The organism is Leptospira interrogans (assembly GCF_900156205.1).
GTDB classification, from domain to species: domain Bacteria; phylum Spirochaetota; class Leptospiria; order Leptospirales; family Leptospiraceae; genus Leptospira; species Leptospira interrogans.
The window spans coordinates 22,460-41,763 of sequence record NZ_FTNA01000034.1 but is presented as its reverse complement, the minus strand read 5'-3'; the positions used below and the strand labels follow the sequence as shown (position 1 = coordinate 41,763).

21 protein-coding genes and 1 pseudogene are annotated in these 19,304 nt (G+C 35.8%); 18 read left to right on the top strand and 4 right to left on the bottom strand.

The window, feature by feature from the left end:
* Together BW942_RS18595 and BW942_RS18590 are read right to left on the bottom strand one after the other, a co-directional pair.
* Positions 1-350, bottom strand: a 350-nt coding sequence (locus BW942_RS18595) for a leucine-rich repeat domain-containing protein (protein ID WP_170870532.1), incomplete at its 3' end; no start/stop codon positions are given.
* 201 nt (positions 351-551) lie between these two features.
* Positions 552-1,685 carry an LIC10831 family leucine-rich repeat cadherin-binding protein gene (locus tag BW942_RS18590; protein WP_001011233.1) on the bottom strand — a complete coding sequence of 378 codons (1,134 nt, stop codon included), beginning with the start codon at positions 1,683-1,685 and terminating at the stop codon, positions 552-554.
* Between the two features lie 626 nt (positions 1,686-2,311).
* On the opposite strand from BW942_RS18590, the gene BW942_RS18580 reads away from it, so the two are divergent.
* From BW942_RS18580 to BW942_RS18550, 6 genes are all read left to right on the top strand, one after another.
* Positions 2,312-2,824 carry a VOC family protein gene (locus BW942_RS18580; protein WP_000079225.1) on the top strand — a complete coding sequence of 171 codons (513 nt, stop codon included), beginning with the start codon at positions 2,312-2,314 and terminating at the stop codon, positions 2,822-2,824.
* A gap of 677 nt (positions 2,825-3,501) precedes the next feature.
* Positions 3,502-4,095 (top strand): dihydrofolate reductase family protein, encoded by a 594-nt coding sequence (locus BW942_RS18570; RefSeq protein ID WP_001226991.1) that lies wholly within the window; start codon positions 3,502-3,504, stop codon positions 4,093-4,095.
* A gap of 71 nt (positions 4,096-4,166) precedes the next feature.
* On the top strand, positions 4,167-5,054 hold the full coding sequence (locus BW942_RS18565) for a hypothetical protein (RefSeq protein ID WP_001071214.1): 888 nt from the start codon (positions 4,167-4,169) through the stop codon (positions 5,052-5,054).
* A 117-nt stretch (positions 5,055-5,171) separates the two neighbouring features.
* Positions 5,172-5,918 (top strand): GNAT family N-acetyltransferase, encoded by a 747-nt coding sequence (locus BW942_RS18560; protein ID WP_000617026.1) that lies wholly within the window; start codon positions 5,172-5,174, stop codon positions 5,916-5,918.
* A 169-nt stretch (positions 5,919-6,087) separates the two neighbouring features.
* Positions 6,088-6,990, top strand: a complete 903-nt coding sequence (locus BW942_RS18555) for a TIGR01777 family oxidoreductase (RefSeq protein ID WP_001033987.1) — start codon at positions 6,088-6,090, stop codon at positions 6,988-6,990.
* 1,236 nt (positions 6,991-8,226) lie between these two features.
* On the top strand, positions 8,227-8,652 hold the full coding sequence (locus BW942_RS18550; RefSeq protein WP_000389996.1) for a VOC family protein: 426 nt from the start codon (positions 8,227-8,229) through the stop codon (positions 8,650-8,652).
* Positions 8,653-9,074: 422 nt separating this feature from the next.
* Here BW942_RS18550 and BW942_RS21895 read toward each other — a convergent pair.
* Both BW942_RS21895 and BW942_RS18540 read right to left on the bottom strand, forming a co-directional pair.
* Positions 9,075-9,363, bottom strand: a pseudogene (locus BW942_RS21895) (IS3 family transposase); the annotation flags it as partial.
* A 1,141-nt stretch (positions 9,364-10,504) separates the two neighbouring features.
* Positions 10,505-11,551 (bottom strand): MraY family glycosyltransferase, encoded by a 1,047-nt coding sequence (locus BW942_RS18540; protein ID WP_000809848.1) that lies wholly within the window; start codon positions 11,549-11,551, stop codon positions 10,505-10,507.
* Positions 11,552-11,645: 94 nt separating this feature from the next.
* Between BW942_RS18540 and dapA the strand changes: the two genes are divergently transcribed.
* The 12 genes from dapA to frr are packed head-to-tail and all read left to right on the top strand — an operon-like array spanning position 11,646 to position 19,302.
* The gene (gene dapA / locus BW942_RS18535; RefSeq protein WP_001970781.1) at positions 11,646-12,530 is read left to right on the top strand and encodes a 4-hydroxy-tetrahydrodipicolinate synthase; all 885 of its coding nucleotides are present in this window, start codon (positions 11,646-11,648) and stop codon (positions 12,528-12,530) included.
* A gap of 3 nt (positions 12,531-12,533) precedes the next feature.
* Positions 12,534-13,346: a 4-hydroxy-tetrahydrodipicolinate reductase gene (dapB, locus tag BW942_RS18530; protein WP_000082216.1), complete on the top strand. Its 813-nt coding sequence runs from the start codon at positions 12,534-12,536 to the stop codon at positions 13,344-13,346.
* Positions 13,347-13,358: 12 nt separating this feature from the next.
* The gene (gene cdaA, locus BW942_RS18525) at positions 13,359-14,180 is read left to right on the top strand and encodes a diadenylate cyclase CdaA (RefSeq protein WP_000464749.1); all 822 of its coding nucleotides are present in this window, start codon (positions 13,359-13,361) and stop codon (positions 14,178-14,180) included.
* 2 nt (positions 14,181-14,182) lie between these two features.
* Positions 14,183-15,238 (top strand): CdaR family protein, encoded by a 1,056-nt coding sequence (locus BW942_RS18520; RefSeq protein WP_000766592.1) that lies wholly within the window; start codon positions 14,183-14,185, stop codon positions 15,236-15,238.
* Positions 15,235-15,615, top strand: a complete 381-nt coding sequence (gene acpS / locus BW942_RS18515; RefSeq protein ID WP_000704154.1) for a holo-ACP synthase — start codon at positions 15,235-15,237, stop codon at positions 15,613-15,615. The genes BW942_RS18520 and acpS overlap by 4 nt, the downstream gene beginning before the upstream one ends.
* Before the next feature lie 3 nt (positions 15,616-15,618).
* A complete protein-coding gene (locus BW942_RS18510; protein WP_000622506.1) occupies positions 15,619-15,840 on the top strand; it encodes a tetratricopeptide repeat protein in 222 nt (73 codons plus the stop codon).
* Between the two features lie 8 nt (positions 15,841-15,848).
* The gene (locus BW942_RS18505) at positions 15,849-16,226 is read left to right on the top strand and encodes a bactofilin family protein (protein WP_000039429.1); all 378 of its coding nucleotides are present in this window, start codon (positions 15,849-15,851) and stop codon (positions 16,224-16,226) included.
* A 22-nt stretch (positions 16,227-16,248) separates the two neighbouring features.
* Positions 16,249-16,509: a hypothetical protein gene (locus BW942_RS18500; protein WP_000248821.1), complete on the top strand. Its 261-nt coding sequence runs from the start codon at positions 16,249-16,251 to the stop codon at positions 16,507-16,509.
* Between the two features lie 3 nt (positions 16,510-16,512).
* Positions 16,513-17,397 (top strand): 30S ribosomal protein S2, encoded by an 885-nt coding sequence (rpsB, locus tag BW942_RS18495; protein ID WP_000111480.1) that lies wholly within the window; start codon positions 16,513-16,515, stop codon positions 17,395-17,397.
* Between the two features lie 11 nt (positions 17,398-17,408).
* Positions 17,409-18,008: a translation elongation factor Ts gene (gene tsf / locus BW942_RS18490; RefSeq protein ID WP_000741905.1), complete on the top strand. Its 600-nt coding sequence runs from the start codon at positions 17,409-17,411 to the stop codon at positions 18,006-18,008.
* A 3-nt stretch (positions 18,009-18,011) separates the two neighbouring features.
* Complete coding sequence (gene pyrH, locus BW942_RS18485; RefSeq protein WP_000179852.1) at positions 18,012-18,758, top strand: UMP kinase; 747 nt, start codon at positions 18,012-18,014, stop codon at positions 18,756-18,758.
* The gene (frr, locus tag BW942_RS18480) at positions 18,748-19,302 is read left to right on the top strand and encodes a ribosome recycling factor (RefSeq protein ID WP_000135448.1); all 555 of its coding nucleotides are present in this window, start codon (positions 18,748-18,750) and stop codon (positions 19,300-19,302) included. Before pyrH ends, frr begins: the two co-directional genes overlap by 11 nt.
* The last annotated feature ends 2 nt before the right edge of the window (positions 19,303-19,304 follow it).

The window sequence follows — 19,304 nt, the reverse complement described above, 5'->3', positions numbered from 1 at the left end:
TCCAATTGCCCGACTTCTTTGGGGAGAGTTGTAAGTGAGTTAAAACTCAAATCCAACTCTTGTAAATTCCGTAGTTGTCCGATTTCTTTCGGAAGAGCTGTAAGCTGATTATGACCCAAATCCAACAATTTCAAGTTCTGTAGTTGTTTAATTTCTTTCGGAAGAGTTGTGAGTTTTTGTTCACTCAAAATCAAAACTCGAACATCCAAAGGATTTTGGAGGGCTTTTGTTAAATCTTGATAAGCTTCTGGTTCTACTTCTTCTGCTTGAATCTTGCAAGATAAATTAATGAGAAATAAAAGACCAATTGTTATTTTTTGTAAGTAATTCAAAGTTATGCGGAAGTTCATAAAGGTTATCCGAATTGGGATTTATTTAAATAGGAAGACACGTTTCTAAATAAAATGAAAACGTCATTCAATTTAAACGTTCTTTTTAAATTTCTAAGTGTTTTTAAAAGAAAGATCTCAGAAATCTTTATCTTTGGTTTCAAATCTAATAATTTTTCATTTTATTCAAGTTAGCTTAAGGTTCAAAAGAGAAAAGAAATCTTAGTCAAAGTAAATTTGGCACTTTGGAAGAAGTTTTCGAATTCTTTTTTTTTCTTGGGATGAGAATTGGTTGTTGTTTAAATACAATGTTTGTAAGTTCTTCAATTGCTCGATTTCGTTAGGAAGAGTAGTGAGTTGGTTATAAACCAAACTCAACCATAACAAATTCTTCAGTTTTCCGATTTCTTGTGGAAGTATTGTGAGTTGGTTATTACTCAAAAACAACGTTTGTAAGTTCTTCAATTGCTCTATTTCTTTCGGAAGAGTTTTGAGTTGGTTATTACGCAAATCCAACGTTTGCAAATTTTCTAATTGTCCGACTTCCTTAGGAAGTATTGTAAGTTGGTTATAACTCAAATCCAACGTTTGCAAGTTCTTCAATTGCTCTATTTCTTTCGGAAGGGTTATGAGTTGATTGTCGCTTAAATATAAGTATTGTAGCTTTTTTAGTTTTGCGATTTCGTTGGGAAGTATTGTGATTTGGTTATTATTCAAAAACAACACTTTTAAATTCTGTAGTTGTCCAATTTCTTTAGGAAAAGTTGCGAATTGGTTCTCACTCAAATACAACGATTTCAAGTTTTTCAATTGCTCGATTTCGTTAGGAAGAGTTGTAAGTTGGTTATTACTCAAATCTAACGATTTCAAATTCTGTAGTTGTTCAATGTCTTTAGAAAGAGTAGTGAGTCGGTTAGAATGCAAATACAACAATTGTAAATTTTTCAGCTGTTCTATTTCTTGTGGAAGAACTGTAAGTTGGTTAGAACCCAAATCCAAAACTTGCAAGTTCTTCAATTGCTCGATTTCCTTAGGAAGAGTAGTGAGTCGGTTAGAACGCAAATACAACAATTGTAAATTTTTCAGTTGTTCTATTTCTTGTGGAAGAACTGTAAGTTGGTTATAATGTAAATACAACCTTTGCAGATTCTTCAATTTTCCGATTTCTATAGGAAGGGTTTTGAGTTCTTGACGACTCAAATCCAAAACTCGAACCTCCAAAGGATTTTGGAGCGCTTTTGTTAAATCTCTATAAGTTCCTGGTTCTTCTGCTTGAATCTCGTAAGAAAGATGAATGAGAAACAAAAGACCAATTGTAATTTTTTGTAAGTGAATTAACGTTATGCGGAAGTTCATAAAGGTTATCCGGATTGGGATTGAATTAAATTGAAAGACAAGTTTCTAAATAAAAATAAAACGTCATTTAATTTAAACGTTCTTTTTTAAATTTCTATTCGTTTAATGTTAAAATTGATTCCGGATTTTTTAATAAGATTGAATTTTAAATCCTAATAGTCTAGTTCTAATTCTTTTCTTAAACACTTTAAGAATGCGATTGTATCTTTGGTTTCAAATCTAATAATTTTTCATTCTATTCAAATTAGCTTAAGGTTCAAAAGAGAAGAGAAATTTTATTCAAATTTAATTTGGCACTTTGGAAAAAGCTTTCTAATTAGAATTGTTGAAAAATTAATTCTCTATCGGTTTTCGTTGTATGAAAATGGTCGATTGAAGCATTTTGTTAATTGTTGCTATGAATTTTTCAACAACTCTAATACTGGAAAATCATGTAAAGTAGCCTATAAGGTTTATTTTTCTAATGATAAATCAATTCGTAAAGTTTATCAATGCAACTATCTGAACAAGTCTAAACCATTAAATGTTTGTGCAGTGAGATGCTATCTGACGAAATATTCGAAACGGCTATTTTCATAAAATTTGTAACACAAGCGATCAAATCGCTCTAAAAAAAAGGAGAAAACATGGCCCAATCAAAGAAAAAAAGTAGTCCACGGAAACAGAAAACTGGAGGAACGAAAGTTAAATTCGTAGGTGCACCTTCGCATAGTATAACACCTTTTCTTATGTTCAATGCGAACCCTGAAGAAGCGGCGAATTTTTATGTATCGATTTTCAAAAAATCCAAAATTCTTAGAGCCAATTCGATGCAGGCCGATTTCATTCTAAATGGTCAAAAATTTTTTTCCTATAATGGTGGACCTAATTTTCAATTCAATTGGGGCGTCTCATTTATGATCAGCGTAGAAACACAAAAAGAGGTTGATTATTATTGGAATGCACTTCTCGCAGGCGGCGGCAAAGAAAGTATGTGTGGTTGGATTCAGGATAAATATGGTATGTGGTGGCAGGTAACTCCTAAGATTCTTTTGCAACTTGTGTCGCATAAAGATCGTGCGAAGGCCGAGCGTGTAACACAAGCGATGCTTAACATGCAGAAAATTGACATCGCCGCGCTTAAGGCCGCAGCCGGTTAAAACGGCTTTTACTTTTTGCTTCCAAGGAAAACGGTCCATTCAGAATTGCTAATGCGATTCTAATTCCGACTCCGAATGTTCTCTTTATCTTGGTTTGCGAGAGTTCAAAGTCTTGCGTCAATTCTTTCGTGTCTGAGTACGTTTCAGAGCCGTTCTTTCGTTATAGGACATAGAAACGTTGGGCAAATTCATGCCGGACGATACTCAGAACTATAGAATAAAGTCTTTAATATTTTATGCTGAAACAAGGTTTTGTAATAGAAATTTATGGTACTCAACTTTATAGGGATGCTATTGGTAAGAGATAATAGAGTGATTAAAAAATTCCATAACAGAGATTCGCAAAATTGTTTTGATTTTCCATTTCAATACAACGGAAACAGATGGAGAATTAATTTTTCAACAACTCTAATATTGTTTGTTTTAAATAATGCCTGTATTATTTTTTTATAAATTAACTTGAATCTGGTATAACTAATGCGAAAGCGATTATTATGCTGCGATCCGTAGAGAAGCAGTATTGAGTTTGAAAAATTTCGAAAAGATTAAGTTAAAAGAACTCAATGAAATACTTTTTACGAAAGCGTTTCAGGTGATGAGTGCGTTGGTTATGAAATTTGCGAGCGATTTACTTAAACAGTATTTACATTAACTTATATTAGAGGAGTTGAAATCATATGAGGAAAATAACTGTTTTATCATTTATTACATTAGATGGAGTTATGCAAGCACCTGGTGGACCTGAGGAAGATACATCGGGCGGTTTTAAATACGGCGGTTGGACTGCGCCGTATGAGGACGAAGTTTCTGGTAAGATCATGGAAAAACAGATGAAACCTGCAGATTATCTTTTGGGCAGAAAAACATTTGAGATCTTCGCCTCCTATTGGCCTGAACATGCAGACTTTTGGCCTGGTATCAATGAGGGCACAAAATACGTAATGTCCAAGACCGTGAAGAAATCAGATTGGAAAAACTCAGTATTCCTAGAAAGTTTGGCGGATATTAAAAAACTCAAAAATTCAGAAGGTTCTGACATTCAAGTTTGGGGGAGTGGTGAACTCATTCAACTGTTATTTAAGAATGATTTAGTAGATGAGTTGTGGCTTAAAATATTTCCCGTTACGCTCAACACTGGCAAACGTTTGTTTGGCGATGGGATCATCCCTGTGGCATTTACATTAATAGAGAGTTCTGTTACACCAAGTGGAGTAATTATTGCTAATTACAAACGAGCAGGAGAAGTCAAGACAGGTACTGTTGGAGCTTAAAAAGAAAGAAATGAGAAAAATATTGTGTTATTAATTTAGATTTATATTAGAATATTATAAAAGGAAATAAAATGAATCAAGAATGGACCCAGGATAATGAAAAGATTATTGAATATTTTAGAGGGCTTTTATTAGATACATCATCTAGTTTGGATTTATTTCAGAAAATTTTTTCTAAAGTCAAAGGTATCGAATATGTGGATGAAAACATTAAAGTAAAGCTTGTTAATGATGTTTCAATTGAACTTACTGGACCGGCGGATAAAAAAGAAATAGAACAATGGCCTGAATCAGTTAAAAGAATATTCTCTGAACATGCAGCTATGGGTATCTGGAAAGGAGAAAATGTATTCGGCGGACAAATTGCTTTTGATAATAGAATTAACGTCAAAAATCTTGAGGAAACCCAATGGAAGGATGAAGATTATGATTTAAATAGTATCCAGTCACCTATAAGTGGCGGTGATGGAAGTTTTGTGTTTCATCCTGCTTTTAAAGATATGAATGGAGAGGTTCTTTGTCAGGTTATTGATGGTAAAATTAATGGGCCTTTAGCGCTTGGGCCAGGTTCCATATTTTTATGGATGATCGCAGGTTATATGGAAATAGATCGAGACATATCATTACCATTAATATCAAAGGATAAATTAATCAGTATTGCTCCAAAATCAACAAAGTCAGGAGTAATAAAATTAATTATGGAAAAATCCGGTTTATCAAAAGAACGAATAGATGATTTAATTAAGAAACTCGAAAATCTTTATGATTTACAGAAGAGTTTTAAAAAAGCTAATGATAAAAATCAATTTATAAAATTAGAATTAAAGTATTTGGATGATATCGAAGCTTACAAGAATGCTTTACCCGAAAGCCTACAATTCGATTTTACTATGATTCACGGATATAACATAAGTTGTTATAAAAATGAATTAGATGAATTATTAAAAAGATATAAATAACACACATAACTTCGGTTTCCCACTTTGCGATTTTGTAAAACCGTGGTCGTTAAGTTAAGCGGACGTTTCTGCAAACTTAAGGAAGACATCAATTTTATAATCAAAGAAACTTAAAAAATGATCCAATATGAACTAAATTCAAACAACCAACCTATCGGAATAAAAATTCAAAATTGGAGCATACCTAAGTTCCCAGCGAAATCGGTAATGGATGGAAAATTTTGTAAATTAGAGCCTTTAGATTCTGAGATACATTCAAAAGAATTATACAAAGCTAATTCCTTGGATAAAAATGGAGAATGCTGGACCTATCTAACCTATGGACCTTTTAAAACATTCATAGAATACCAAAATTGGATTAGAGAAATGCAGAATTTAGTTGATCCTACTTTTTATGCTATTATAGATAAAAATACTTCAAAACCAGTTGGAGTAGTTTCCTATCTTCGAATCGATCAAGAAAAAGGATCTATTGAAGTCGGTCATTTAAATTTTTCAAATCTACTTAAAAGAACGAAGGCTGCAACGGAAGCAATGTATTTAATGATGAATTACGCTTTTGAATTAGGATTTAGAAGATACGAATGGAAATGTAATTCTTTAAACATTCCTTCACGAAAAGCAGCACAGAGATACGGTTTTTCATATGAAGGAACATTTAGACAATATGCAATTAACAAAGGTAGAAATCGCGATACTGCATGGTATTCAATAATAAATTCAGAATGGAATTTGATTCAGGAAGCATTCGAAAAATGGTTTGATTCTAAAAATTTTGATGAAAATGGACAGCAAAAAATTAGTTTATCTAGTTTAACAGAACCACTTTTAGCGCAAAAAGACCATTTTATTTTAATCAAATAGAAACCTTCGTCTAACAAGAGATAATTGCTGTGTTTGGCTTTGTTACGTCACTCTTACAACATTCAAAGTTGCAAAATAAGTTTGTCTCTATCAGGTGACGTAGGCTATCTAGTCTAGTATACATTAAGTGCAATTGAATAGTCTAACTGTATTATAGTATGAGACCAATATGAATAAAATAGTTCTTGCCGGGGGTTCAGGTTTTTTAGGGAAATCTGCTGCATTTTACTTTAGAAATTTAGGTTATCAAGTTGTTGTTTTATCTCGTTCAGAATCTAAGATAATTAACGAAATTGAATACATAAATTGGGATGCTAAATCCTTAGGACCTTGGGTTAGTTCTCTTGAAAACTCAACAGCGATTATTAATTTTACGGGAAAAAGTGTAAACTGTATCTACACCGAGACAAACAAACGCGAAATCATAGATTCAAGAATTAACTCTGTCAAAGTGATTGACCAAGCTGTTTTAAATCTTAAATCACCTCCTAAAGTTATTATACAAGCAGCTTCTTTAGCCATTTTTGGAGATACTAAATCAGATTCAACTGAGGAGTCTCCTCTCGGAAAAGGATTCTCTGTCGATGTATGTAAAATATGGGAAGATGAATTTTTCAAAATTTCGATTCCTGACTCTCGCAAAGTGATACTTCGAATAGGTTTTGTTTTAGGTAAAAATGGCGGGGCTATTGAACCACTTACTAAATTAGCAAAATGGTTTCTTGGAGGAAGCATTGGAGATGGTACTCAATTTATCAGTTGGATTCATATCGAAGACATGAATAGAATGTTTGAGTTTTGTATCAATCAGGATGTAACTGGTATTTTCAATGCGACTGGACCAGATCCTGTAGAAAATAAATTCTTTATGAAAGCACTTAGAAAAGCAGTTCACAGACCCTGGTCTCCTCCTGCACCTAAATTTATAGTTAAACTTGGAGCATTTTTTATCATGAAAGCTGATTCTAGCCTTGCGTTAACAGGGAGAAAATGTTTTCCAAAGAGATTTATTGACTTAGGCTTTCAATTTAAACACACAGATCTTCTAAAAACTTTAGAAGAGTTAGTTTAAACTCAACTGCGCCTAACGTTGTTTCTGCGTATTGGCGTTCATGGATGTAACCTCGAGGAGGTATTTACATTACGACGACATGAAAAATAAAGGGCGAACCGTTATGGTGCAAGTACTTCGCAACTTTGGTTATCTATAAACGTTATACGATACTGAATCTAATAATCTTATGAAGAAAAAGCTATTTCGCCCAAATAAAAGGTCGAAGGATGTAAAACGGATTTATTAGTTTATGTTAACATGAGTTCGCCATAAGGAACTCATGATTCTGAAAAAAGTTGGAATTTGAACTTTACAGATCGATTCTTTAAATGTGGGAACTACAGCAAACTACGAATTTACGAACAAATTCTAAAGTTGTAGGAACTCATACTTTTAGAAAAGTCCTTCTCGTTTTTTACGCCAAACTTACGTTATATTGCTAAAAATTTCATTATTAAAAAAACAATAAAATTAGGGCTTACTTTTGACGTTAAAATATGAACTTCATTTACATAATCTTAATGTTCTTACGAGGATTTTTGCGGATAATTGCTTTTAATATTTTCTCTGTTTTTATCAAAGGGGAAATATACGAGTGTCTCTTCTGTAAAATTATGGATTCTAAATTTGAAGAATTACAATAGAATTGTTGAAAAATTAATTCTCCATCTTGTTTCTATTTTATGAAATAGTCGATTGAAGCAGTTTTGTTAACCATCGCTATGGAATTTTTCAACAACTCTAATATAAAATATTTGATTCAGCACGAAGAATGAAATGAATGTATTGTCCACGCAAAAAACTTTAATAATCTAAGATCTCCAGGTAAATTTGTTTTAGGTTTATTTTGTGTAAGATGAATTAGAAATTATCTCAATTATATTATTATATTAAAATATTTTTACATAATAACGCTTGTGAATTTCTAAATAAAGGTCGAGTAGAGTTTTGTTCAGTGCAATTATTTTAATTAGAATCTTAAAAAAATATTATAAATCTATAGAAATATATAAGAATTCAATTAAATAGATTTTGAATGAGAATACAATGATCAGTTTGATAATGAAGTAGAATTTTTTCGGCTCTTTGAGCGGATTTGAGATCGCCTGGCAGTTCGACATTTTTTTATCTCTAGGACAGGATTTGTTACGCTACGACTCACGTCATTTGTGAACCAATTCATGATAATTGAAAATAATTTCGCTTGTAATAACTTCTTGCAGATTGTTATTCGACAACTAAAAGGTAGGCAATATGGAAGACCCAAAAGATAAAGCAGAGAACTCAACTTCACCTATTGACACAACACCAAAGGTGACAGGAATTGGCGGTATTTTCTTTTTTTCTGACAATCCGCAAGAAACAAAAGAATGGTATGCCAAAAATTTAGGACTTGAAACCAATGAATGGGGTTCGACTTTCGAATCGAGAGACGTTAACAAACCAGATGAAATAAACTATCTTCAATGGAGTCTTTTTAAAAAGGGATCTGAATATTTTTCTCCATCCAAAAAAGATTTTATGATTAACTACCGAGTCCAGAATATTGAAGGGCTTGTGGACAAACTCAAACAAAACGGAGTAACCATACTTGACAGTATTACAAGTTACGACTATGGAAAATTTGTCCATATCATGGATGCTGAAGGCAACAAGATTGAGCTATGGGAACCATGTTGACAGTGTTTTAACTCAAATGGACGGCAGGAATAATCAAGTAATAACTTACTTGCATAACTGTCGGTTCTGACGTAGAGTCTCTAAATTGTTTACGCAACTTTCGTTCGAAGAGAGGTTTCTTTTGTTAAACGTAATAGTTTAAAAGATATTTTAATTCTAAAAACAAAAAAGAAAATCGAGGAGAAAGTATTCTGGTTTACTATCGCTTATCTTACCCAGAATTATAAAAGCAAAGTGTAATAGTTAGAACTTGATTTTACAATCCTTGGAAATTTATTTGTAATAGCCAAAATGAGAACCGATGTTCTTTAAAATTTCATTAAGAAAATTGTAAGTTGTCTGAATACTTTTTCTTTGTTAAATCTTTATATAATTTTTTATTATTGATGTTCTCTGTTGATCGTGGGCAGAACTCAAAAAGACTAATGAGATATTTGTCTATTCTGATAGACAAATATATGATCAAAAAGTATTTCTTCCGCTTTTTAAAATTTATAAAAGTAATTATATTCCATTTTCCTTTTCAAAAAACCAAAGAAGGATTTGGTGATTACATTGTCCTAATAATTTCCTTTTCTGCTATTATTCCTTTGAATTTTGTTGCTGAGCAAATATTTTCGAGTTTCATTCGAGCAATAATTGGACCCTCTGTCCAAATGAAAAATAAGCCCTTGGAGAATCCCTATAATCAATCGATTTGGAAAGAGCAGTTGCACTGTTCATTTAACGCGTGTTTGACGTAATGAAATTGGGGCGAATCCAGCCTTTGTTTGCAAAGGCTGGACTGGGCTCTCAGCTCTGGTCAAGTTATTGTGGAATTTTAGAACCATATTAAATTATTATAAAATACCAATAACTTGACCTCGCATCGATCCCTTTCGCATTGGTTATACCAAATTCACACTAAGAACTTGTTCTAAAACCGTCCAATGTGGGAACTACTACGAAAATTAGAACTACTCGAAAGTTCACAAATTGCCAAATGCGACTTGATTTATAGGAACATACTGCATTTTATTAAAAATTTCTAAAGAATTATCGTGTAAAATTTTTTGAGCTTTTGGGACAAGTTCTAACTTAGAATCATTAGAATTTGAAATTAACCCAACCTACCTCTTTCCGAGGATAAAAATCCAGTATTACACAAAATAATCCAACCAAAGGAAGATCTTAAAAACGTCAGTTCGATGTAAGGAATTCATGATTCTGAAAAAAGTTGAAATCCGAACTTTACAGATCGATTCTTTAAATGTGGGAACTCTCACAATTTAAAGAATCGAAGTTTATAAAGATTGAATCTGTCGTATTCAAGTGTGGGAACTATTACAAAATCAAATTCTAAAAAAAATAATTACAAAATGATAAACGGTTTCCAAACGATGGTTTCTGTAGGAGCTCTCACAAAATTTAGGTTTGTCTGTAAAATGATGTGGGAACTACCGCAAATCACAATTTTACGAAAAAATTCTAAATTTGTAGAAACTCATACTTTTAAAAAATTTTTACTCACGCCAAACTCACGTTAAATGGAATTTAAATTTTGATGATGGCCATAAAACAGCGGTTTTGCATAGAAATCAGATTAAACGATGATTCTTTTTATATTTTATAGTAGTTCCCACAATTTTTAAAGTTTAACTGTAAATCCACGATTTGTGAGAGTTCCCACATCTATTTTTTTACGAAAAAATTGACTTAGGATAAAAACGAATTTCTCCACGAACTCGCTTTAATTCTAAAGAGGATAGGATCAACTTCTAAGATTGTATAACTTCTATATGAGTTTCCACATTTTTGTGAAATAAAAGCGTCTCGCTTCTATTGGCGCTCGAAGAAACTCAGCGTCTCGCTTCTATTGGCGCTCGACGGGATTTGGGCTAGGCGTTCTAAATTTACGAAACAATAAAAAATACACGCCTACATAAAATACCAAGCAGATCCAAAAAATAATACTGCCGGGAATTTTGAGGTTACGATGAAACGAAAATAGGATCATAGCCGGAAGATTGGCGATCGTAAAAAGAAACGAAACTAAACCTTTATTTTTAGAGCTAACAGCGATTAGCTGATAAAGATGTCTACGATGAGCTTGGAAAATATTTTCTCCGTCTTTCAGCCGCAAAAAAATCGTAACTACACCGTCCACAAAAAACACTGGCAACAAAAAGAATGCGGAAGAGATTTCAAATGAACCCCAAAGTTTACCATCTATAAAAAACAAAGGAAGAACAGAAATTGTATAACCGAGAGGAAGCGAACCGGAATCACCTAAAAAAAGTTTTGCCTTAGGTAAGTTAAAACCTAAAAAACCGAAAACACCTGCGCAGATCCAAGAATAAAATAAAGGAAGATGAGAATGAAATAAAAATGGAAACGCTAAAATGGCAAAGAGGAAATGAGAAGAAAGATACGCGTCTAGACCGTCCATAAAATTACAAACGTTAACAACAAACAAAACGTAGACGATCAAAATCAAAGTGGAAAGGCCTGGGATGTTTTCTATACTTAAACTTAGAAATGAAAATCGAACCGGTTCCAGATAAAAGAAAACGATTAGGAAAAAAATTTCCAAAACGAGACGAATTCCAGCACTCAATGAGAGAAGATCGTCCGCAAGACCGATCAAAAAAAAGAAAAACAAACCCGTAAAAAATAGAAAAATTTTACGATCGGGAATTTCAAAAACACTGAACCAGACGATTGCCAAACAAAAAATAGGAAGTAAAATCCAAATTCCTCCTGATTTTTTGGTCGTACCTACGTGCATACTTCTTTCATTTGAGACGTCCGAGATTGTGAACCTTTTGGAATGAAGATAAATCCAAGAGAAAAATGACGTGGCAAAAAAAATGAGAGCACACGTAAATACTGGATTCCAGAAAAAAGAAATCTGTTTCACTAGCAATCCAGACTAGAAGTAAGAAGTCTCACTGCAATCAGAAATCGAAACGTTTTTGATTGCCAAATCCGGCTCAAATCAAGAATCTAACCCTATGTTCCAGGGCGTTTATACGGCGATCATCACACCATTCAAAAACGATAAAATCGATTACGACAGTTATTTCAAACTACTGGAAAAACAAATCAAAGCCGGAGTCAGTGGAGTTGTTCCTTGTGGAACGACTGGAGAATCTCCGACTCTTTCTCATAGTGAACACGCGGAACTGATTCGAGAAACTGTCAAAGCAGTACAAGGAAAAATTCAAGTAGTGGCTGGAACTGGGTCCAATTCTACAAAAGAAGCGATCGAATTGACAGAGGCGGCTTGTAAAGATGGAGTGGATGGAATTCTTTCCGTAAATCCTTATTATAATAAACCAACACAAGAAGGACTCTTTCAACATTTTAAATCAATTGCAGAACATTCTACCGTACCAGTGATGCTCTACAATATTCCTGGAAGAACTTCCGTAAATTTATTACCGGAAACCGTACTCAGGCTTAGTGAGGTCAAACAGATTCGATCTATGAAAGAGGCCACGGGAGATCTGGGACAAATGGGGAAATTAATTTCCTTAGTGGGAAATAAAATGACTGTACTTTCCGGGGACGATAACTTGACCCTTCCCTTACTTGCAATCGGAGGAGTAGGGGTTGTGTCCGTGATTTCCAATTTATTTCCAAAAGCTTTAGTACAACTTGTAGAATCGTTTCAACAGGGAAAAATCTCCGAGGCCAAAAAAATACATTATGATTTTATTGAAGTCTTTGCACTTGCTTTTATGGAAACCAACCCGATACCAATCAAGGCGGCGATGTGCTGGTTTGGTCATTGTGGTCCGGAAATACGACTTCCGTTGACTCCACTTTCTCAAAACGAGACAAGTTCTAAATTTAAAAAGGTGCTCGAAGGTCTGAAAGAAAAAGGATACGAATAGAGAATGAGTCAACCTTCAAAAACTCAAATCGCTTTGATCGGAGCGTCCGGAAGAATGGGGCGCGCCATTGTCTCCGTACTTTCTACTTCTGTTAAATCCACGTTATCTTCATCGGTAGTTAGTCAAAGTTCTGTATTTTTAGGAATGGATTCTGGACTACATTCTGGGATCAAACAAAACGGAGTGAATTTTTCCTCCGATTTAGAAGCCGCGGTACGGAGCGCGGATTGTGTAATTGATTTCAGCACACATCAAAATTTAGATTTTACACTTAAGGCTTGTATTCAATATCAAAAACCGGTTGTAATTGGAATTACAGGACTCACAGAGCTTCAAAAAGATGCGTTGCAAGTGGCTTCTAAAGAAATCGGAATCGTGTATTCACCTAATATGTCTATTGGAGTAAACTTATTGTTCAAGTTAACCGAAATTGCGGCCAAGGTAATGGGGGAAATTTCGGACATAGAAATCCAGGACATTCATCATCGTCATAAAAAGGATGCACCTTCGGGAACCGCTGAAAAATTAAAGAGCATACTTTTAGAAACGTTAGGCAGAACGTCTAAAAACGTAGTCCACGGAAGACACGGGATTTTAAAAGAAAGAGATTCCAAAGAAATAGGAATCCACACGTTTCGAGCGGGAGAAGTGATTGGAGATCATACCGTATATTTTTTTACTCCTGAAGAAAGGATAGAAATAACACATAAGGCTCAGGATCGAAAAACCTTTGCAGTAGGAAGTGTACACGCGGCAGAATTTTTAGTAGGCCGCAAGCCGGGACTTTACGATATGTTTGCGGTTTTAGGATTATAGAGGAAGTTAGGATTGTTTTTTTTCAAGAACATATCCCTGTTCCCACTCGGTAAAAATCCGTTCATTATCATCATTGATATACTCATCGTAAGTTTTTTCATTTATCAATTTTATTCTACCATTCGAAGAACCAGAGGAATCCAGCTATTACTCGGAGTTGCTGTCATTTGGTTCCTTGGAATTTTTGCGAGTACGTTTGAACTAGAACTATTAGATTGGATTATAGAAAGCATTCGTCCTGCACTCGTATTTGCGATTATCGTTTTACTTCAGCCGGAACTTAGAAAGATCACAGCAGATCTTTCTAAAATGAAAATCTTTCAACCGTTTCTTTTAAAACAAATGACAGATTTAGAGGAGATCATAGAGGCCGTAAAGATTATGGCTAAAAATAAAACAGGATCTCTGATTGCGATTGTACGAGAGAATAATTTGAAGGAAATTATAGATCAATCTGTGCAGTTAGACGCGATCATCTCTGCGAGTTTGCTTCTTACTATTTTTAAAAAAAATTCAGCACTTCACGACGGGGCCGTAATTATAGAACAAAATAGAATCGCCTGTGCCGGGGCTTTTCTCCCAATGACTCAGAATTTAGACGACTCAAGAATGGGAGCCAGACACAGAGCCGCACTTGGAATTTCAGAAGAATCGGATTCTATTGTGATTGTTACGTCGGAAGAAACTGGAGAAATTTCTGTATGTTACGACGGAGAAATGACTCATCCTGTCAAACCGATCGAACTTAAAAATCTAGTAAATACGATCCTGAAAAAAAGGGATAATGTTTCTGAAAAATACAATCCAGTTGTAGAAGAAAAGACGGAGCGCTGAAGTTGAAATTGATCTTCAATAACTGGCAAGCCAAACTAGGGTCTTTGATTCTGGCGATCGTATTCTATATAAATTTACAAAATTCTAAAATACTCGTAAAAGAAATCCAGATTCCGATCGAATATCCTAAGTTAGGTGGTTCTTTGATTGTTTCTAAAACTTCTGATAAAACGGTTCCTATAAAGGTAGAGGGAGTTCGGGAATACGTAAATTATTATTCTCAGTTTTTAAAGGCTCATATCAATTCTTCTGAACTTAAGGCCGGAGAAAATCTTGTTTCCGTTTATAAAATTTCGGGAGCACCTGCGGGTCTTAGAATTACAAGACTTAGAGATAAAATTAAGGTAAACGTGGAATCCAATTCAGGTAAAATACTTCCTATCGAAGTGAAATTTACTGGAGATCTTCCGCCTAACTATGTAAAGACGAATCATTTTGTTTCTCCCTCGGTGGTTCACGTCAGTGGTCCTCCGGGAGTTTTGGAAAATTTGGGAAAAATTTCGATTCCTCCTATATCTCTCAAGGATAAAACGGAATCTTTCTCCTACAAACATAAACTTCCCGATTTCCCCTCCGCCGTAAAGGTAAGAGATAACGTAAAAGAAGTTACGGTTCGAGTGAATATATTTGCAAGCGCGTCTAACGCAGGGGAAACACTTTTACTCGGGATTCCGATTAAATGTCAAAACTTAGATAAAAATTTGGAAGCTGAATTTTCAGAACCGGAAGTTTCTGTAAAACTTCAATCTAAAACACCTCTCAAAAGTATCCAGGTAATCAAAGGACTTTCTGCGAGTGTGGTATGTTCTCATAAATACGATCCTAAGACCAAAAAGATTCTTCCGGATAATAAACCAGTATTTGCAAAGATTAAACTGAACAAATCTACTTCCTTAAAATCCGTAGAAGTTTTAGGAGTATTTCCGGATCGAGTATCTATTCTTTTTAAGATCAAACAGGATCAAAATCAAAGTAACGGCGGGAAAGAACCAGACGGAGAGGGAGAGGAAAATACGATCGAACCAGATACTAATCCGGAACTTTTAGAAGAAGAATGAAAATTTCCGTCGGTAATGATATCGTTGAAAATTCTCGGATTCGTGATCTTTTAGAAAAACACGGAGATCGTTTTTTGAAACGGGTCTTTTCGGAATCCGAAAGAGAATATTGTTCCAATCGTAAAGATCCGATTCCACACTTAAGTGGAAGGTTCTGCGTCAAAGAAGCTTTTATCAAAGCGATTGAGCCAGGAGATCATGTGATTTTAGATATGAGGGAAATCGAACTTTTCGGAAAGGAATTTGGAAAAAAAGAATTGGTACTGCATGGAAAATCCAAAGAATTGTTTCTTACCAAAGGATACAGCGGTTGTTCGGTTTCGATCAGTCACGCTGAAAATTATTCCACCGCCGTCGTGGTGCTTTACAAGGAGTGATCTATGATTTCGGAAGCGATGAAACAAACTATTCAGTTCTACAACGAAGGTCTTAACTTGTATAAAACCAGAAAGTTTACCGAAGCGCTTGAAAAATTTAAAAAGGCGATCGAGTTGACTCCGGACGACGGTCCTTCTAAAAAATACATTGGTCGTTGTCAGGCATTTATCACAAATCCTCCTCCTGCAGACTGGGATGGGGTTTTTGAAATGAAAACGAAATAAGAGAATCCATGTCTAAAAAAACTGCAACTAGAACTTCTCGCCCCATTACAGAATACGGCGCCATCTCCACGGTTCTCGGAAGAGAAACTTCCTTTTCCGGAATTTTAAACTTTCAAAGACCTCTTGAAATTTCAGGTGAGTTCCAAGGTGAAATTGAATCCGAAGGATTTTTACTCATCAGTGAAGGCGCAAAGATACGTGCTAATATCAAAGCAGGTACCGTAATCGTAGGTGGTGAAATTACCGGAAACGTAATCGCTACTGAAAAGTTAGAAATGCTTTCGACTGGGAAAGTAAATGGAAATATCAAAACATCCAAATTACAAATTGCAGATGGAGTGATCTTTGATGGGAACTGTGAAATGATTCAGCCCAATAAAGATTGACCCGCGCTTTCACCCGTAAAAAGTGGTACCTGCTAACCCGAAAAAGCCTAAGGATAGGGCTGAGATTGGCAAGATAGCCCTCATTCTTCTCCTCGGTTTTTTCGCCGGGGCCGTGACGGGAGTTATTCTCGATCGCCTAACAGGCGTTCCTTTTTTCTCTTCCTACCTGCTCCGAGAAGCAATCAAATTTGAACTCTACGTAATCAAAGTCGAAATACAATTTACCCCTGCTAGTCTGATAGGACTCGTAGCGACGTTGTATTTTGTACTAAAAAAGGGGTAAATCATGTCAGTGATCTCAATGAAAAATCTTCTGGAAACCGGAGTACACTTCGGACACCAGACTCGTAAATGGAATCCTAAAATGGCTCCGTATGTTTTTACGGCCAGAAACGGAATCCATATCATAGACCTTCAAAAGACCGTTCAAAAAGCCAAAGAGGCATACGACGCTCTTAAAAAATTAACTTCCGAAGGTAAGAAAGTTCTTTTTGTAGGAACTAAAAAACAAGCGAGAGGCGCGATCGAAAGAGAAGCGATCCGCTCTAATATGTTCTTTATCAATAATCGCTGGCCGGGCGGTCTTTTGACCAACTGGAATACGGTAAAGAGAAGTATCGCGCGTCTTAAAAAACTCGAAGGAATGGAAGCGGATAACAGTTTTGAAAAAGAAGTTAAAACTAAAAAAGAAGTTCTGACTTTAAGAAGAGAGTTAGAAAAACTTCGCAAGACTCTCGGCGGGATCAAGGATATGGCTACCATTCCCGAAATCATGTTTGTAATCGATCCTAAAAAAGAAGAAATCGCTGTTAAAGAAGCCAGAAAACTGGGTCTTAAAATTTTCGCGGTTGTTGATACGAACTGTGATCCTGAGTTGATTGATTATCCGATTCCAGGAAACGATGACGCGATCCGAGCCATTTCTCTTTTTCTGGAAACTATGTCCAATGCGGTGATTGAAGGAACCGGTGGTGTTGTAGAACAACCTAGATTCAGCGAAGACTTGGATTCCGAAGCTCTGGCTCTGGAATACCAAGGTGAATATGATGAAAGCGGCAAGTTCATCATGGACGAAGACCCGGATTCTAAAAAAACTAAAACTGCGGAAGAACCTTCTGCTACGATCGAACCTTCTACTACCACTACGGTCGAAGTGGATCAAAACGAATAAGGATTTCATTCATGGCAGCAGTGACTACGGACTTAATCAGAGAACTTAGAGAAAGAACCAGTGCAGGAATGATGGACTGTAAAAAGGCTCTTGAAGAAAACAACGCAGATATTGAAAAAGCGATCACTTGGCTTCGTGAAAAAGGGATCGCAAAGGCGGCTAAAAAAGCGGGAAGAGAAACCAAAGAAGGTAGAGTGGTTTCTTATATCCACGGAAACGGAAAGATCGGAGTTCTTGTAGAATTGAATTCCGAAACAGATTTCGTTTCTAAAAACGAAGACTTTGAAGCCCTCGGTAAAGAAATCTGTATGCAGATCGCGGCGATGAATCCTTTGTATCTCAACGAAGAATCCATTCCTGCTGCGGATCTGGAAAAAGAAAAAACGATCATGAGATCTCAATTGGAAGCGGAAGGTAAAAAAGCCGATCAGATTGAAAAGATCCTTCCTGGAAAAATCAAAAAATACATTTCGGAAGTTTGTCTTGTAAACCAGGCATTTTTTAAAGACGATTCTAAAACCATAGACGACTTAGTAAAGGAAGCGATCGCGAAATTTGGCGAGAACATTACTATCGCCCGTTTTATCCGCTTTCAGGTGGGTGGACTCTAAGTTTTGGCTACGGAAGCGAAGTATAATAGAATTCTAATTAAGCTTTCCGGCGAGGCTCTCGCTGGAGAGGGTGAATTTGGGATCGATACAAATAAGGCCCACTCTCTCGCGGAAGAAATCAAAGAAGTTCACGATTTAGGAGTGGAGATCGCTCTTGTCGTTGGCGGTGGTAACATCATCCGAGGCACAAACCTTGCCAAGGCGGGAATCGACCGCGCCACCGCGGATTATATGGGAATGCTCGCCACGATTCAAAACGCTTTGGCCCTCCAAGACGCTTGCGAAAAAAAAGGCCTTTATACAAGGGTTCAATCCGCGATCGAAATCAATTCTATTGCAGAAAGTTATATCCGTCGTCGGGCCGTTAGACATCTCGAAAAAAGAAGAATCGTGATTTTTGCCGGTGGAACGGGTAATCCTTATTTTACCACGGATACAACTGCAAGTCTCAGAGCCGTAGAAGTGGGTTGTGATGTGATTCTCAAAGCTACCAAAGTGGACGGGGTTTATACCGCGGATCCTAAAAAAGACAATGGTGCCAAACGTTATTCTCAGATTTCTTTTATGGAATCTATCAATCGTAGGCTTAAGGTTATGGATTCTACCGCCCTAAGTTTGTGTATGGAAAATAATATGTCGATTATAGTGTTCGACATCTTCAAACGTGGAAATCTCAAAGACCTGGTTACCGGTAAAAACATCGGCACATTGATCTCTAATTCGGAGGACATTCAAATCGATGGCAAGTGATGCAATCATTTCTGGAATGAAAACTAAGATGGATAAAACCATCGATCTTGTAAAAAAGGATTTCGGAACCATTCGTACTGGACGCGCTAATCCCTCTCTTGTAGAAGATATTCGAGTGGATTATTACGGGAATCAAACTCCGATCAATCAGCTTGGAAATATTTCCGTTCCGGAACCTAGAATGCTGGTCATTTCTCCTTATGATAAGGGAATTATGAAAGACATCGAAAAGGCGATCCAAACTTCCGGTTTAGGTCTTCAACCTACCAATGACGGGGTAGTGATTCGAATCGTAATTCCGGAACTAACAGGGGAAAGGCGAAAGGAACTTGCAAAAGTTGTAAAGTCTAAATCCGAGGAAAAAAAGGTCGCCATCCGGAACATCCGTAGAGACGCGATGGAAGATCTTAAAAAACATACCGAAGGGATGTCTCAAGACGAGATCAAATCGGTTCAAGATCAGATTCAAAAAATCACAGATTCCTATATCGATAAAATTTCCGCTCTTACCGCAGAGAAGGAAAAGGAAATCACTACGATCTAACG

Bases quoted from the DNA above. Each gene is read 5' to 3' on its own strand.
- BW942_RS18590 (WP_001011233.1), bottom strand. From the start codon at position 1,685: ATGAACTTCCGCATAACGTTAATTCACTTACAAAAAATTACAATTGGT.
- frr (WP_000135448.1), top strand. From the start codon at position 18,748: ATGGCAAGTGATGCAATCATTTCTGGAATGAAAACTAAGATGGATAAA.
- BW942_RS18505 (WP_000039429.1), top strand. From the start codon at position 15,849: ATGTCTAAAAAAACTGCAACTAGAACTTCTCGCCCCATTACAGAATAC.
- BW942_RS18555 (WP_001033987.1), top strand. From the start codon at position 6,088: ATGAATAAAATAGTTCTTGCCGGGGGTTCAGGTTTTTTAGGGAAATCT.
- BW942_RS18570 (WP_001226991.1), top strand. From the start codon at position 3,502: ATGAGGAAAATAACTGTTTTATCATTTATTACATTAGATGGAGTTATG.
- BW942_RS18510 (WP_000622506.1), top strand. From the start codon at position 15,619: ATGATTTCGGAAGCGATGAAACAAACTATTCAGTTCTACAACGAAGGT.
- dapB (WP_000082216.1), top strand. From the start codon at position 12,534: ATGAGTCAACCTTCAAAAACTCAAATCGCTTTGATCGGAGCGTCCGGA.
- dapA (WP_001970781.1), top strand. From the start codon at position 11,646: ATGTTCCAGGGCGTTTATACGGCGATCATCACACCATTCAAAAACGAT.
- BW942_RS18565 (WP_001071214.1), top strand. From the start codon at position 4,167: ATGAATCAAGAATGGACCCAGGATAATGAAAAGATTATTGAATATTTT.
- BW942_RS18560 (WP_000617026.1), top strand. From the start codon at position 5,172: ATGATCCAATATGAACTAAATTCAAACAACCAACCTATCGGAATAAAA.
- BW942_RS18580 (WP_000079225.1), top strand. From the start codon at position 2,312: ATGGCCCAATCAAAGAAAAAAAGTAGTCCACGGAAACAGAAAACTGGA.
- rpsB (WP_000111480.1), top strand. From the start codon at position 16,513: ATGTCAGTGATCTCAATGAAAAATCTTCTGGAAACCGGAGTACACTTC.
- acpS (WP_000704154.1), top strand. From the start codon at position 15,235: ATGAAAATTTCCGTCGGTAATGATATCGTTGAAAATTCTCGGATTCGT.
- BW942_RS18550 (WP_000389996.1), top strand. From the start codon at position 8,227: ATGGAAGACCCAAAAGATAAAGCAGAGAACTCAACTTCACCTATTGAC.
- tsf (WP_000741905.1), top strand. From the start codon at position 17,409: ATGGCAGCAGTGACTACGGACTTAATCAGAGAACTTAGAGAAAGAACC.